The following is a 14,199-nucleotide window of genomic DNA, read 5'->3' as shown; positions in this document are numbered from 1 at the left end:
GTGACGGACCTGCTGACGTTGGCCGAGCTGGGCGGTCCGCTCGCCGCTATAGGCGGCGCCGCCTACGCCCGGCACGCCTACCCGGCGGTGTACTGGTCCACGGTCGGGCTGCCGCTCTCAGTGGCCCGGTTGCTGGCGTCGTACTCCTCGACCATGGACGCGTGTGGCCTGACCGTGCAGCCGTCCCGGTGGCGGGCGCTGGCCGTTCGGGCGGCCACCCGCCGTGAGGTCCGGCCGGTGCCTCCTCGTCGGGGCATCATCCGGCCGACCACTACCGGGCTGCGCATCCGGCTGCGGTTGGCTCCGGGGCAGGAGCCGGCGGACGTGGCGGCCTCGGCCGAACGCCTCCGGCACGCCTGGGGTGTCCACGCCGTCCATGTGCGGGACATCAAGCCGGGCGTCGTCGAGTTGCGTCTCGTCGGCTTCGATGTGCTGCGGAAGGTCCGGATGCCCCGTCGTCTCGACAGCGGCCCGCTTCGGGTCCCGGTGGCGTTACGGGAAGACGCGACCGCGCTCGTGCGGGACTACCGGACCGTGCCGCATGAACTGGTGCTGGGGGCCACGCTCTCGGGCAAGTCCATGTATCTGCGAAACCTGTTGACCGGGCTTGCCGTTCAGCCGGTCGTCCTGGTCGGAATCGACTGCAAGCGCGGGGTCGAGCTCGCACCCTTCGCGCCCCGGCTCTCCGCCCTGGCGACCGATCCGGACCAGGCGGCCGAGCTGCTTCCCGTGCTCGTGAAGGAAATGGAGGACCGATACGACCTGATCAAGGCCCGGCAGGGCATCGCGCCCGGCACCCCGGAAGAGCTGATCACCTCGGACATCTGGGGACTGCCAGACGAGGAACGTCCCGCTCCGATCGTGCTCTTCATCGACGAGGTGGCCGAACTCTTCCTCGTCGCCACGCGGAAGGAGGAGGAACGGCGGGACGAGATGGTTACCCAGCTCATCCGCCTCGCCCAGCTCGGCCGGGCCGCCGGCATCTATCTCGAAGTGTGCGGGCAGCGCTTCGGCGCCGAGCTGGGCAAGGGCGCGACCATGCTCCGCGCTCAGCTCACGGGCCGCGTCTGCCACCGCGTGAACGACGAAGCCTCGGCCAAGATGGCGCTCGGCGACATCGCCCCTGAGGCCGTCCTCGCGGCCTGCGCCATCGCCCCCGAGCTGCCGGGTCTGGCCGTTGTCGGCGACACCTCCGGCGGCTGGTCCCGCATCCGTACCCCCTACCTCTCCCTCGCCGAGGCCGCGGCTATCTGCCGCGCTGCGGCTCACCACATCCCCGACGTACCGGCGCTCGATCCCTTCCGGCCCTACGTACCGCCGATGCCGGTTGAGGCGTCCGGGCCTGTGCCCACGGCTCGCCCGGTCACCGAGTAACCACCCCCGCTCCTACCGCCGGCACGGCTGTCCCGTGCCAAGTCCCTACTCCCTCCATGCCTGGAACCGGAAGGAGTCACGCCGTGCGTGCCCTGCCCGTCCGCCTCGACGCTGTACTCATCCAAGCGGTGATCGCCGCCGCGCTGTCCTTCGCCCACCTGCACGACCTGGCCTCGGCTGCTGGACAGCACGGATGGAAGGCATGGGCCTACCCGGTCTCCGTCGACCTGCTGTTGGTGGCGGCCTGGCGGCGGCTCCGCTCCGGCGGGGCGAAAGCGGCCGGTTGGTGCTGGTTCCTCGTTGCCTTGACTGCCTCGCTGGGCGCCAACGTCTCCACAGCCGGGCTGCTCGACCTGGGCGCTGTACCGGCCTGGCTGCGCATCCTCGTCGCCGGATGGCCCGCGGTCGCCTTCCTGGGCGGGACGTTGCTCGCCCACGGATCAACCGCGGACGCCTCAGCGGCGGGGCGCGAGTCGGACCCCGAACCCAAGGCACCGGAAGTGCCCGCCTCTGCATCTGAACTGCCCGCTGCTGGGCCGGATCCAGCTCGCCCCTCCAACCCACCAGTTCCGCCGGCGCTCGTCACGCTCGCGCGCAAGGTCGCCGACGAACACCGCGCCCGGACCGGAACGCCCAACGACACCTCGACCCTTCGAGCCCGGCTCGGCGTCCCGCTGCCGCTGGCCGAGGCCATCGCTGCCCAACTCACCTGACCCGGAGGACCTTCCACCGTGCGCCCGTCCACGCTCCGCGCGCTGCAACGCGCTGCCGAGCTGACCCGACAGAACCGCCTCACCGAAGCCGTGCTCATCGCCGAGCCCGTGATCCTCACCGCCGACAGCTACGAGGGCGACGAGATCTTGCGCTGGCTGGCCGAGCACGTCACCGACTTCACCGGCGAAACCCCGAAGGAGATCCGCTGATGCCCGCCAACCGCCGCTTCCGAGACGTCACCCGCATCGGGCCCGTCCAGGTCGCCACCTACTACGACGGCCGGGGCCGCGAGAAGCACACCGCTGCCTGCACGGCCCCGCGCTGCGGCTTCGCCACGGACTACGACAGCCGCGCCGCCGCCGAGCTGGCCGCCCGCACCCACCGCTGTGCCGTCCGCTGAAGGGAGCTCAGTGTGACCGTCTCGCTGCCGCTCGTCTTCGTCCTCGGCCTTATCGCCTGGGCCGCGATCAAGTTCCTCGGCGTCCGGCTCTGGGTCGCCGTCGTGATCGCGCTGTTCGGCTTCTGGCTCTCCCACACCTTCCTCGCTCCGGCTATCGAGTCCGGCACCCGTTCCGGGGTCGGCGTCGTCAACGGCACCCACCACTGACCAGGAGGCTCACCGTGTTCCGCCCCAAGCTGCCCGACGTCCCGACGCTGCCGAGGGCAACCGTCACGCCTCAGCAGACGCATGCTTCGGCCTCCGTCGCCGGCCGACCGGTCGCCCCGTACGCGGGCGTCGGTGTCGGCGCGGTCGCCGCCGTGGTCGTCGTCGGAATCGTGCTCACCGCACTCCTGGCGGCGGTCGCTGTCTCGGCCGTGTCCGTGGCCATCGCCGCCGTGGTCCTGCGCTCCCTCCTCAGCAGCGCGAACAAGCGCTGACCGGCCGCCGGGGCGGCAACAAGCCGCCAAGCATCCCGCCGCCCCGGGGCCGTCCCTCCCAACCGTCGCAACAGCCGAAAGGAACTGCCATCATCACCCGGCAGACTCCGCCTCCGCTGGCGGAACTCTCCATGCTGGCCTCTCTCGGCACCATGCCCGAACTGGCCCGCCAACTGTCCGGCCTGGGCGGCTGCACCCGCCCTGTCCGCCTCGACGGCCACCGCACCGAGTACGCGGTGGACACCACGACCGGCGAGATCGGCCGTGTCCTGCATGCCCTGGACTCGTCGACCCTGCCCGCTGGCCAGCTCCTCGTCCGCTGCAACAACCGCCGCGCCACTCGCTGCGCGGCCTGTGCCGAGACCTACCGCCGCGACACCTACCACCTGATCACCGCCGGACTCCGCGGCGGCAAGGGCACGCCCGAACAGGTCGCCACGCACCCGCGCGTCTTCGCCACCTTCACCGCCCCTAGCTTCGGCTCGGTCCACAATCGCCCCTCCGGCGGCCGGAACTGCCGTTGCGGGGTGCGGCACGAGGAAGGTGACGCCGTCCTGGGGACACCCCTCGACCCGGAGTCCTACGACTACGAAGCGGCCGTGCTGTGGAACGCGCACGCAGGGGCGCTGTGGCGGCGGTTCTCGATCTACCTCCGCCGTGAAGTCGCCAAGCGAGCCGGCCTCACTCAGCGGGCCTTCCAGCACCACGCCCGGATCTCCTTCGCGAAGGTGGCCGAGTACCAGAAGCGGGGCGCCGTCCACTTCCACGCAGTCATCCGCCTCGACGGCCCGGCGGGCGGAGATTCCGCACCTCCTGCCTGGGCCACGGCCGAGTTGCTGTCTGATGCCATCCAGGCCGCTGCCACCACCGTGCGAGTCGACGGACCGGTGATCGACGAGCGGGCTCACACCTTCGTCTTCGGCCGACAGCTCGACGTCCGCACGATCCGCTCCGCCGACTTCGACGACGGCCAGGAGCTGACCGAGCGGGCCGTGGCGGCGTACATCGCCAAGTACGCCACCAAGGGTGCGGAGGCAGCGACCGGCACCCTGGACCGCCCGATTCGCTTCCTTGCCGAGCTGGCCCAGGCACGGATCAGCGAACACGCCCGGCGCATGATCCGCACCGCCTGGTCCCTGGGCGCCCGCACCGAGCTGGCAGACCTCCGCCTGCGGGCCTGGGCCCACATGCTCGGCTTCCGCGGTCACTTCTCCACCAAGTCCCGCTGCTACTCCACCACCCTCGGCGCCCTCCGCGACGCGCGCGCCGAATGGCGCCGGGCCCAAGCTTCGCCGCCCGTCCCCCAGGACGGCGAGACCACGCTCGTCCTCGCTCACTGGGTCTTCGCCGGTACCGGCCTGTCCCGCGCCGAAGCCTGGCTTGCCGCATCCCTCGAACCCGCCCCCGGAACGGAAGGAGAGCCGACATGGACACCCGCCGCGACGAGCTGATGACTGTTCGCCAAGTCCTGGACGAGCTGGGCGGCGTTTCTCGCCGGACGTTCTACCGCTGGCGTGAGCTGGGGCAGGGACCGGCCGCATTCAAGCTCCCCAACGGCGAGCTGCGAGTCTGGCGGAGCGACTTCACCGCCTGGCTGCGGCAGTTGGAGGCGGCGGCGTGAAGTCCCTCGACGTGAAGGTGTGGGGCGTACGCAAGCGGGACACCAAGACACCTTCGTATGGCGTCCGCTGGTCCGTCGCGGGCAATGTCTTCTCCGACTCATTTCGTACCAAGGCGCTCGCTGATCACTACCGAGCGAAGCTCATGAGTGCCATGCGGGGCGGCGAGGAATTCGACACGGAGACCGGTCTTCCGGCCTCGATGGAACAGAAGAAGTCGCTGTTGTCCTGGTACGACTTCGCCTTGAGGTACCTCGCAATGAAGTGGCCGCACGCTGCACCCAATACGCGAGACGCCATCAACGAATCTCTGACCAGTGTGACCATGGAACTGCTCGTTGAGCGCGCAGGGCGGCCGTCCGACGAGGAGATCCGCAAGGCCTTACGCAACTGGGCCTTCGTACTGCCGGGGCCCAACGATCGGGAGGCCCCGGATGACGTCCGGAACGTTCTGCACTGGGTGGCAAAGGCATCCCGACCCCTTGCGGATCTCGCTGAGCCGGCAACGGCGCGTGCGGTGCTCGACGGGCTGAAGCTGAAGCTCGACGGCACCGCGGCAGCTGCCGAGACCGTGCGACGGAAGCGGCGGACTCTCGTCAACGCTGCGAACTACGCGGTCGACCTGGGGGAGCTGCGGGAGAATCCGATCACGGCGGTTCGCTGGCAGAAGCCCAAGGTCTCGAACCAGGTCGATCCGCGCGTTGTGGCCAACCCTGAGCAGGCACGTAATCTCCTGGCGGCAGTGTCCTATGTGGGCGGCTACCGGCGTGCTCGCGGCCGGCGGCTCGTCGGGCTGTTCGCGGCGATGTACTTCGGTGGCCTCCGGCCCGCTGAGGCGGTCGGCCTGGTCGAGACTGACCTTGTCCTCCCTGCGCAGGGCTGGGGATCGGCGCTGCTCCACCGGACCCGTCCTTCGGTCGGCAAGCAGTGGACCGACTCGGGCGAGACCCACGACGACCGCGGATTGAAGAATCGGCCGGCCGAGGACGTTCGGCCCGTGCCCATCCCGCCCCAGCTCGTCACTGTGCTGCGCGATCACCTCGCCACCTTCGGCACGGCGGAAGACGGGCGGCTTTTCTTCAGCGAGAAGGGCTCGGTCGTCCCGTCTTCGACCTACTACCGCGTGTGGCAGGAGGCTCGGCTCCTGGCGCTTCCGCCAGCCGCTGCGGCCTCGCCGCTCGCGAGTAGGCCGTACGACCTTCGGCACTCGGCGTTGTCGACGTGGCTCAACGCCGGAGTCGATCCCACCGAGGTCGCCGAGCGCGCTGGCAATAGCGTTGAGGTCCTGCTGACCCGGTACGCGAAGTGCCTTGACGGACGGCACGAGGTCGCCAACAGCCGCATTGAGGACCTGCTCCGCGAGTACGAATGATCTGGGCTCCCTCTTCTGAGGTCCCTGGCGACCTGCCCAGGGGCCTCGGTGTTTAGGATGCGCATCCCTGGCTCATGGGTTCCAGCCGCCTTCTCGTCTGTGCTGGTCCCGCTGGTGAGCGCACTCCACTGGTGTCACGATCTGTCATGAACGCTCCGCTATGGGTAAGGTCATCTGATGTAAGGGGCGTGGAGGGCGGGGGTAGATGGCCAAAAAGTGGGAGTTCTACCGGTCGCCGATGGACGCAGACGTGGTCCACAGGGAGATCGCCAAGTGTCGCCTGACCCAACACGAACGGGTCCGCCTCGGCAAGATCATGGAACGTGCAGCGCGAGACGAACTGCTACCGAAGGATCGGAAACCGCTGGGCAACGGGCTGTGGGAGCTCCGCCTGGACTGCGGTGAGCGCATCTTCAGGCTGTTCTACAGCGAGGTCGAAGGGGCAGGGCCGATGCTGCTCGCTCTGAAGTTCATGAACAAGAAGTCCACGCAGGGCATACAAACCGATCCAGGCGATATTGAGACCGCTCGCAAACGGCTATCTGAGTGGCAAAGCAGGTCAAGCGACACTGATCCACCTGCTGAGGCGTTGAAGTGATATCGGTCCTGAGCGATACTCGGCAGACAGGGGAAGGAGCACCCATGGACGAGCACCTGGCGGGGTTGCTTGGCATCGATCTTGGCGACGCACGGACCAGTGCTGCCGCGAGTGACACGGATGCAGTCATGATGCTCGTGGAGACCCTAGTGCGGCATCGCAAGGCCTGTGGCATTACTCAGAAGCAGGTGGCCCAAGCCATGGAGACTACTCAGTCTGCCGTCTCGGACTTCGAGCGCCTAGGTGGAGATCCGCGGCTGTCGACGATCATGCGTTACGCCAGGGCTGTAGGCATGGCTGTGGCGACGAAGGCGCACGTCGTCGATGCGTCGGGGCCCAGTACGGACGCATGGGAACCTCTGGCGCACAGGGCTGAACCCGTGCCGGTGGCGGGGAAGCGTCGGGGTGCTGCATGAGCACTACGGAGCTTCGGGAGGTCTCATCCCTGGAAGAGCTCCAGCAGCTAGCTGAACTGTTTGACATCGTTTACTACGAGGTGAGCGGCCGTAGGGTCGACGGCTTCGACCGAGTGGACGAAGACGCTGATGAGCCCTCTGATGATGATCGGGCCGACATCCAACTGATGCAGCGGTTGGAGGGTGACCGTTTGGCCATCCGGACGCGCGCGCAGGTTGTGACGTCTGAAGGGCGTCTAGTGGCGGACGTGGCTGCTGTGTTTCGGACGCCTGAACCGGTGAGCGTCCCAGTGGCCATCGCGCGGCGCTTCGCGGAGGTCATCGCCACGCCAGTGACTCGCCCCTATCTCCGGGAAGCGATCCATCAGTCTGCTGTGAAGCTGGGTATCGCCCCCCCACTCCTGCCGATCCTGGATCTCGAAGCTATCGGGCTCGTGCCTTCGGCCAGTCAAGTCAAATTGACGTAGCCAGCTACGACCGGGTCTGCTGCACAGACTCAATCATGGCCGCCTCTTTCACCGGGAAGCGTGCCGTCCTAGCGGTTCCCGATGGAGTGCCACCTGCGGCAGTGCCGCCGCTCGTGAGTGCGCTCAATCCGCGGGACCTGGCAGGCATGGGTGTTGACCCAGCAAAGTAGTGAGGTGTGGCGGCGCCTTAAGGCTCCTGCTGGCCGCCTCCACGCCGGCGGGTAGCAACAGGCCCAGCGAGACCCTGGTTCGTAAGTACGAGTGACACCGACTGCCCGCGCTGCCCCGTCCTCACCGGAGGATGTCTGCCGGGACTCACCTGCGGCGATGCACCAAGATCCCGTCCACGCCTCGTCCACAGACCGCGGCATACAGCCGCTTTGGGCGGCACACGCCTGCACAAACGCGAAGACCCCGACCGCAGCGTTTCCGCTGGTGACGGGGTCTTTGGACACCTCATGCAGGGTGCCCCCGGCAGGATTCGAACCTGCGCACACGGCTCCGGAGGCCGTTGCTCTATCCCCTGAGCTACGGGGGCGTGTCGGTTGCGGAGCGTTGTGCTCGCTGCGACGGGTAGAACATTAGCAGGTCCGGAGGGGTGATCAGGAACCCGTTTGCGGGGAGGGGCCCCTGTAGGGGGTGGAAGTGGGGAAAACCCGGACGCGGTGGCCCGGGCGGTCCTACTCTCGAGTTGTGCCGGGCGCGTCGGGCCGGGTGCTTGTTGTCGACGACAACAAGGTCATCCGGCAGCTGATCAGGGTCAATCTCGAACTGGAAGGGCTCGAGGTCGTGACCGCGGCCGATGGTGCCGAGTGTCTGGACGTGGTGCACCAGGTGCGGCCCGACCTCGTGACGCTCGATGTCGTCATGCCGCGGCTGGACGGGTTGCGCACCGCCGCCCGGTTGCGTGCCGACCCCCGTACGAACCATCTGCCCCTCGCCATCATCAGCGCCTGCACCCAGTACGAGGTCGAGACCGGCCTCGATGTCGGTGTCGACGCCTTCCTCTCCAAGCCCTTCGAACCCGCCGAACTCGTGCGCCTCGTCAAGCAGCTGATCCAGGGTCGCGCCGGCCGTGGGGGAGGGGGCGGTGGAGTGGGAGGGGGAGGCGGGGACGGCAGTGGTGACGATGACGATGACGGGCTCGCGGACGGGGTGGCCGGCGGGGTTTCCATCGGGTGAGACGGGTGGAGCCGTCGGGGTCGGTTCGCAGAGACCCCGGGACCCCGGTCGTAGGGACCTCGGGGTCCCCGTCGTAGAAACCTCGGGGCCCCGGTCGTGGGTGAGGGGAGCCACCGAGCCGTCCCAGCCGTCCCGGGCGTCCGAGCCGTCCCAGCCGTCCCGGGCGTCCGAGCCGTCCGAGCGATTCGGGCCGTCCTGCCCCGCCCCTCTCTTCCGCCACCCCCGCACCCGCCCCCGTCTCACCAGGGAAACCGGCTCGCCTTCCCACCCCCCTCCTCCCCTACCCTTGTCCCGTGACCCCCGTCGAGCTGTCCCGTACCGTGCTGCACGCGGTGCGTCGTGCTGTTGACGAGGGGCAGCTGAGCGTCGCCGTGCCCGAGCGGGTCGTGGTGAGTGAGCCGGGGGCCGGGGGGTGCGGGGAGTACGCGACCAACGTCGCGCTCCAGCTCGCCCGCGCGGCCGGGGAGCCGCCGCTCAAGGTCGCCGAGATCCTGCGGCCCCGGCTGATCGCGGCGGACGGTGTCGAGGACGTCGTCGTCACCGGGCCGGGGTTCCTCAACTTCCGGCTCGACCGGCGGGCCGATCCGCTCCAGGAGCTGGTGCGGGAGATCCGCGGGCGAGGGGAGCGGTACGGCCACGGGGACGCCCTCGCCGGGCAGGTCATCGCGTTGCGGGTGCCGTACGAGGTGCGGGCCGAGGTCGTCGCCGACGCCGTCGTACGGATCGTCGCCACCCAGGGCGGGCGGGCCACCGTGGAGCATGGTGAGCCCGTCAATCTGCGGCCCGTGCCCGCTCCGGAGGACCCCGCGCCGCTCGGGCCCGACGCCGCCCGGTGGGCGCTGCTCCATCCCGCCCCGCACGACCGGCCCCGCGTCACCGCCGACCATCTCGTCCAGCGGGAGGGCAATCCGCTGTTCCGGGTGCGGTACGCCCACGCCCGCGTCCGGTCCCTCTGCCGGGGCGCCGCCCGTCTGGGCTTCGCCGCCGAGCCGGGCCCCCTCGACACCGCCGACGCCCGTATCAAGGTCGGCGCCGGGTTCGATACGAGCATCGGCAGGGCGGTTCTCCCCGCTCTGCGGACCGCCCTGTCCGACCACCCCCGCATCCTCACCGCGGCCGCCACCCATCGCGCCCCGGACCGGCTGGCCCGGCATCTCGTCACCGTCGCGGATGCCGTGCTGCCCTTTGTTACCTGTGTGCTTCCGATCGGCGAGGAGAAACCCTCGGCCGCCCACCAGGCCCGGCTCGCGCTTGCCGAAGCGGCCGGGACGGTGCTGGCCGGCGGCCTGTCCCTGCTCGGCATCGACGCACCCGAACATCTCTGAGGGAACCGAGAGACACGTGTTCCCCGGAGAGAGACAGAGAGTCTGAGAGCCACCGTCATGAGCCGTTCCGCCCATCCCGCCGGGCCCCGACACGCCGACGTCCTGCCCGAGGGCCACTATTCCGCGCCGCCCACCGACCTCAACGTCCTCGACCACAAGGTCTGGGCGCAGACCGTCGGCCGGGGTGAGGACGGGGTCGTCACCGTCGGCGGGGTCCCCGTGACCCGGCTCGCCGAGGAGTTCGGCACGCCCGCGTACATCATGGACGAGGCCGACTTCCGGGCGCGGGCGCGCGCCTGGCGCACCGCCTTCGGGGCCGACGCCGACGTGTTCTACGCGGGGAAGGCGTTCCTCTCGCGTGCCGTCGTGCGGTGGCTGGAGGAAGAAGGGCTGAATCTCGACGTTTGCTCCGGGGGTGAGCTCGTAACCGCGCTCTCCGCCGGGATGGATCCCGAGCGCATCGCCTTCCACGGGAACAACAAGTCCGTCGCCGAGATCACCCGTGCCGTGGAGGCCGGCGTCGGGCGGATCGTGCTCGACTCCTTCCAGGAGATCGTGCGGGTCGCCCACATCGCTCAGTCCCTGGGCAAGCGGCAGAAGGCGCAGATCCGGATCACCGTCGGCGTCGAGGCCCATACGCACGAGTTCATCGCCACCGCCCACGAGGACCAGAAGTTCGGCATCCCGCTCGCCGGCGGGCAGGCCGCCGAGGCCGTGCGCCGGGCGCTGCAGCTGGACGGGCTGGAACTGATCGGTATCCACTCGCACATCGGCTCGCAGATCTTCGACATGTCCGGGTTCGAGGTGGCCGCCCACCGCGTCGTCGGCCTGCTCAAGGACATCCGTGACGAGCACGGCGTCGAGCTGCCCGAGATCGACCTCGGCGGCGGCCTCGGCATCGCCTACACCAGCGACGACGACCCGCGTGAGCCGCACGAGATCGCCAAGGCGCTCGGCGAGATCGTCAGCCGGGAGTGCGAGGCCGCGCGGCTGCGCACGCCCCGGATCTCGGTCGAGCCCGGCCGCGCCGTCGTCGGTCCGACCGCGTTCACGCTCTACGAGGTCGGCACGGTGAAGCCGCTGGAGGGGCTGCGCACGTACGTCTCCGTCGACGGCGGCATGTCCGACAACATCCGGACCGCGCTGTACGACGCCCAGTACAGCGTCGCCCTCGTCTCGCGGGCCAGCGACGCCGAGCCCATGCTCGCCCGGGTCGTCGGCAAGCACTGCGAGAGCGGGGACATCGTGGTCAAGGACGCGTTCCTGCCGGCCGACCTCGCGCCGGGCGACCTCATCGCCGTACCGGCCACGGGGGCGTACTGCCGGTCGATGGCCAGCAACTACAACCACGTGCTCCGGCCGCCCGTCGTCGCGGTGAGGGACGGCGAGGCCCGGGTGATCGTCCGGCGGGAGACGGAGGAGGATCTTCTGCGTCTCGACGTCGGGTGAGCGACGACCTGCGGGTGAGCGACGACCTGCGGGGGCGGGAAGAGCTGCGGGGCGGGAAGATCTGCGGTCTTCGGGCCCCGCGAAAATGAAATAAACGTCTCAGGATCCGGACGAAGGGTAGAAACCCCCGTCCGGTGAGTGAGACTGGTCCAACCGTAGACGGTAAGAGGAAACGAGGTCGGATGATGCGTACGCGTCCGCTGAAGGTGGCGCTGCTGGGCTGTGGGGTCGTCGGCTCAGAGGTGGCGCGCATCATGACGACGCACGCCGACGACCTCGCCCAGAGGATCGGCGCCCCGGTGGAGCTCACCGGGGTCGCCGTACGGCGCCCGAGCAAGGTGCGCGAGGGCATCGACCCGGCCCTGGTCACCACGGACGCCACCGCGCTCGTCAAACGCGGGGACATCGACGTCGTGGTGGAGGTGATCGGGGGGATCGAGCCCGCCCGCTCGCTCATCACCACCGCGTTCGAGCACGGCGCGTCCGTCGTCTCCGCGAACAAGGCCCTGCTCGCCCAGGACGGGGCGGCCCTGCACGCCGCCGCCGGGGAGCACGGCCGGGACCTCTACTACGAGGCCGCCGTCGCCGGTGCCATCCCGCTGATCCGCCCGCTGCGCGAGTCCCTGGCCGGCGACAAGGTCAACCGGGTGCTCGGCATCGTCAACGGCACCACCAACTTCATCCTCGACAAGATGGACTCCACGGGCGCCGGCTACCAGGAGGCCCTGGACGAGGCCACCGCGCTCGGGTACGCCGAGGCCGACCCGACCGCCGACGTCGAGGGCTTCGACGCCGCCGCCAAGGCCGCCATCCTCGCCGGCATCGCCTTCCACACGCGGGTGCGTCTGGACGACGTCCACCGCGAGGGGATGACGGAGGTCACCGCCGCCGACTTCCGCTCGGCCAAGGGGATGGGCTGCACCATCAAGCTGCTCGCCATCTGCGAGCGGGCGCGGGACGGGGCGTCCGTCACGGCGCGCGTACACCCCGCCATGATTCCGCTGAGCCACCCCCTCGCCTCCGTGCGCGGCGCGTACAACGCCGTCTTCGTGGAGAGCGACGCGGCCGGCCAGCTGATGTTCTACGGCCCCGGCGCCGGCGGTTCCCCGACCGCCTCCGCCGTGCTCGGCGACCTCGTCGCCGTCTGCCGCAACAAGCTCAACGGCACCACGGGGCCCGGCGAGTCGGCGTACGCCGCGCTGCCCGTCTCCCCGATGGGCGATGTCGTCACGCGGTACCACATCAGCCTGGACGTGGCCGACAAACCGGGTGTCCTCGCCCAGGTCGCCACGGTCTTCGCCGAGCACGGGGTGTCCATCGACACCGTTCGGCAGCAGGGCAAGGACGGCGAGGCCTCCCTCGTCGTCGTCACCCACCGAGCCCTCGACGCCGCCCTGACCGGCACCGTCGAGGCGCTGCGCAAGCTCGACACCGTGCGGGGTGTCGCCAGCATCATGCGGGTTGAAGGAGAGTAACGAGCAATGACCCACCAGTGGCGCGGAATCATCGAGGAGTACCGGGACCGGCTGCCGGTTTCCGACACCACGCCGGTCGTGACGCTGCGTGAGGGCGGCACGCCCCTCGTGCCCGCGCAAGTGCTCTCCGAGCGCACCGGCTGCGAGGTCCACCTCAAGGTGGAGGGCGCGAACCCGACCGGTTCCTTCAAGGACCGCGGCATGACGATGGCCATCTCCAGGGCGAAGGAGGAGGGTGCCAAGGCGGTCATCTGCGCCTCCACCGGCAACACCTCCGCCTCCGCCGCGGCGTACGCCGTGCGTGCCGGCATGGTCTCGGCCGTGCTGGTGCCGCAGGGCAAGATCGCGCTCGGCAAGATGGGCCAGGCCCTGGTGCACGGCGCGAAGATCCTCCAGGTCGAGGGGAACTTCGACGACTGCCTCACCCTCGCCCGCTCGCTGAGCGAGAACTACCCGGTGGCGTTGGTCAATTCGGTCAACCCGGTGCGTATCGAGGGCCAGAAGACGGCCGCCTTCGAGATCGTGGACATGCTCGGCGACGCGCCCGACATCCACGTCCTGCCGGTGGGCAACGCGGGCAACATCACCGCGTACTGGAAGGGCTACCAGGAGTACGCCGCCGACAAGATCGCCACCCGCACGCCCCGCATGTGGGGGTTCCAGGCGTCCGGCAGCGCCCCGATCGTGCGCGGCGAGGTCGTCAAGGACCCGTCGACCATCGCCACCGCCATCCGGATCGGCAACCCGGCATCCTGGCAGTACGCCCTGGCGGCCCGGGACGAGTCCGGCGGCGCCATCGACGAGGTGACGGACCGTGAAATCCTGCGCGCCTACCGGCTGTTGGCCGCGCAGGAGGGCGTCTTCGTGGAGCCCGCCTCGGCCGCCTCCGTCGCCGGTCTGCTCAAGGCCGCCGAGCAGGGCAAGGTCGACCCGGGCCAGCGCATCGTCTGCACCGTCACCGGCAACGGCCTGAAGGACCCCGACTGGGCCGTCGCCGGCGCGCCGCAGCCGGTCACGGTCCCGGTCGACGCGGCCACCGCGGCCGAGCGCCTCGGCCTCGCCTGAGGCATCGCGGCACTGAGGCGGCGCAGCACTCAGGCACCCCGGAGCCGCGGCACCGCGGCTCCGGGGTGCTCCGGGGGTCTTCCCCGGTGGGGGCCGACAGGGTCTTCCAGCACCCTGTCAGGCCCTGTCAGGCCCTGTCAGGCCCTGTCAGGCCCTGTCAGGGTGCACAAAGGGCTTACGACACGCATCGTGCGCCTCCTGTGCGCCCTATGTCGCTACTGAACCTTCCTTCGATAGGCTGTACCGAACCCACTCGTTGCATAT

17 protein-coding genes and 1 tRNA gene are annotated in these 14,199 nt (G+C 69.7%); 17 read left to right on the top strand and 1 reads right to left on the bottom strand.

The window, feature by feature from the left end; all coding sequences use genetic code 11:
- The 12 genes from VT52_RS10190 to VT52_RS10135 all read left to right on the top strand — a co-directional run bounded on the left by VT52_RS10190 (nucleotide 1) and on the right by VT52_RS10135 (nucleotide 7,439).
- Entirely contained in the window at nucleotides 1-1,374 is a 1,374-nt protein-coding gene (locus VT52_RS10190; protein ID WP_046418578.1) for an FtsK/SpoIIIE domain-containing protein, read from the top strand.
- Nucleotides 1,375-1,457: 83 nt separating this feature from the next.
- Nucleotides 1,458-2,087, top strand: coding sequence for a DUF2637 domain-containing protein (locus VT52_RS10185; protein ID WP_046418580.1), 630 nt, complete (start codon nucleotides 1,458-1,460; stop codon nucleotides 2,085-2,087).
- Between the two features lie 18 nt (nucleotides 2,088-2,105).
- Nucleotides 2,106-2,297 (top strand): RING finger protein, encoded by a 192-nt coding sequence (locus VT52_RS10180; protein WP_046418581.1) that lies wholly within the window; start codon nucleotides 2,106-2,108, stop codon nucleotides 2,295-2,297.
- Entirely contained in the window at nucleotides 2,297-2,488 is a 192-nt protein-coding gene (locus VT52_RS10175; protein WP_046418584.1) for a mobile element transfer protein, read from the top strand. The genes VT52_RS10180 and VT52_RS10175 overlap by 1 nt, the downstream gene beginning before the upstream one ends.
- Nucleotides 2,489-2,500: 12 nt before the next feature.
- Complete coding sequence (locus VT52_RS10170; RefSeq protein WP_046418586.1) at nucleotides 2,501-2,695, top strand: hypothetical protein; 195 nt, start codon at nucleotides 2,501-2,503, stop codon at nucleotides 2,693-2,695.
- Between the two features lie 14 nt (nucleotides 2,696-2,709).
- Nucleotides 2,710-2,967, top strand: coding sequence for a hypothetical protein (locus tag VT52_RS10165; RefSeq protein WP_046418589.1), 258 nt, complete (start codon nucleotides 2,710-2,712; stop codon nucleotides 2,965-2,967).
- Nucleotides 2,968-3,098: 131 nt separating this feature from the next.
- Nucleotides 3,099-4,418, top strand: coding sequence for a replication initiator (locus tag VT52_RS10160; protein ID WP_046418591.1), 1,320 nt, complete (start codon nucleotides 3,099-3,101; stop codon nucleotides 4,416-4,418).
- A complete protein-coding gene (locus tag VT52_RS10155; protein WP_240509707.1) occupies nucleotides 4,418-4,588 on the top strand; it encodes a helix-turn-helix transcriptional regulator in 171 nt (56 codons plus the stop codon). Before VT52_RS10160 ends, VT52_RS10155 begins: the two co-directional genes overlap by 1 nt.
- Complete coding sequence (locus VT52_RS10150; RefSeq protein ID WP_046418597.1) at nucleotides 4,585-5,958, top strand: tyrosine-type recombinase/integrase; 1,374 nt, start codon at nucleotides 4,585-4,587, stop codon at nucleotides 5,956-5,958. Before VT52_RS10155 ends, VT52_RS10150 begins: the two co-directional genes overlap by 4 nt.
- 205 nt (nucleotides 5,959-6,163) lie before the next feature.
- Nucleotides 6,164-6,556 (top strand): type II toxin-antitoxin system RelE/ParE family toxin, encoded by a 393-nt coding sequence (locus VT52_RS10145; RefSeq protein ID WP_046418598.1) that lies wholly within the window; start codon nucleotides 6,164-6,166, stop codon nucleotides 6,554-6,556.
- 44 nt (nucleotides 6,557-6,600) lie between these two features.
- Nucleotides 6,601-6,972 (top strand): helix-turn-helix domain-containing protein, encoded by a 372-nt coding sequence (locus tag VT52_RS10140; protein ID WP_046418600.1) that lies wholly within the window; start codon nucleotides 6,601-6,603, stop codon nucleotides 6,970-6,972.
- Nucleotides 6,969-7,439, top strand: a complete 471-nt coding sequence (locus tag VT52_RS10135; RefSeq protein WP_046418603.1) for a hypothetical protein — start codon at nucleotides 6,969-6,971, stop codon at nucleotides 7,437-7,439. The genes VT52_RS10140 and VT52_RS10135 overlap by 4 nt, the downstream gene beginning before the upstream one ends.
- A gap of 466 nt (nucleotides 7,440-7,905) precedes the next feature.
- Here VT52_RS10135 and VT52_RS10130 read toward each other — a convergent pair.
- Nucleotides 7,906-7,977: transfer RNA gene (locus VT52_RS10130), tRNA-Arg, on the bottom strand.
- A gap of 107 nt (nucleotides 7,978-8,084) precedes the next feature.
- Here VT52_RS10130 and VT52_RS10125 point away from each other — a divergent pair.
- The 5 genes from VT52_RS10125 (at nucleotide 8,085) to thrC (ending at nucleotide 13,935) form a co-directional block, all read left to right on the top strand.
- Nucleotides 8,085-8,621, top strand: a complete 537-nt coding sequence (locus VT52_RS10125) for a response regulator (RefSeq protein ID WP_046418654.1) — start codon at nucleotides 8,085-8,087, stop codon at nucleotides 8,619-8,621.
- 293 nt (nucleotides 8,622-8,914) lie between these two features.
- Nucleotides 8,915-9,946, top strand: coding sequence for an ArgS-related anticodon-binding protein NrtL (gene nrtL, locus VT52_RS10120; protein ID WP_046421553.1), 1,032 nt, complete (start codon nucleotides 8,915-8,917; stop codon nucleotides 9,944-9,946).
- A 57-nt stretch (nucleotides 9,947-10,003) separates the two neighbouring features.
- Nucleotides 10,004-11,395, top strand: a complete 1,392-nt coding sequence (lysA, locus tag VT52_RS10115) for a diaminopimelate decarboxylase (protein ID WP_046421554.1) — start codon at nucleotides 10,004-10,006, stop codon at nucleotides 11,393-11,395.
- A 182-nt stretch (nucleotides 11,396-11,577) separates the two neighbouring features.
- Nucleotides 11,578-12,870 carry a homoserine dehydrogenase gene (locus tag VT52_RS10110; RefSeq protein ID WP_046421555.1) on the top strand — a complete coding sequence of 431 codons (1,293 nt, stop codon included), beginning with the start codon at nucleotides 11,578-11,580 and terminating at the stop codon, nucleotides 12,868-12,870.
- A gap of 6 nt (nucleotides 12,871-12,876) precedes the next feature.
- Nucleotides 12,877-13,935: a threonine synthase gene (gene thrC / locus VT52_RS10105; RefSeq protein ID WP_046421556.1), complete on the top strand. Its 1,059-nt coding sequence runs from the start codon at nucleotides 12,877-12,879 to the stop codon at nucleotides 13,933-13,935.
- Nucleotides 13,936-14,199 lie beyond the last annotated feature (264 nt).

This window comes from Streptomyces malaysiense (genome assembly GCF_000980885.2).
GTDB classification, from domain to species: domain Bacteria; phylum Actinomycetota; class Actinomycetes; order Streptomycetales; family Streptomycetaceae; genus Streptomyces; species Streptomyces malaysiense.
Note: the sequence above shows the minus strand (reverse complement) of the source record. Positions and strands in the feature narration are given on the sequence as shown.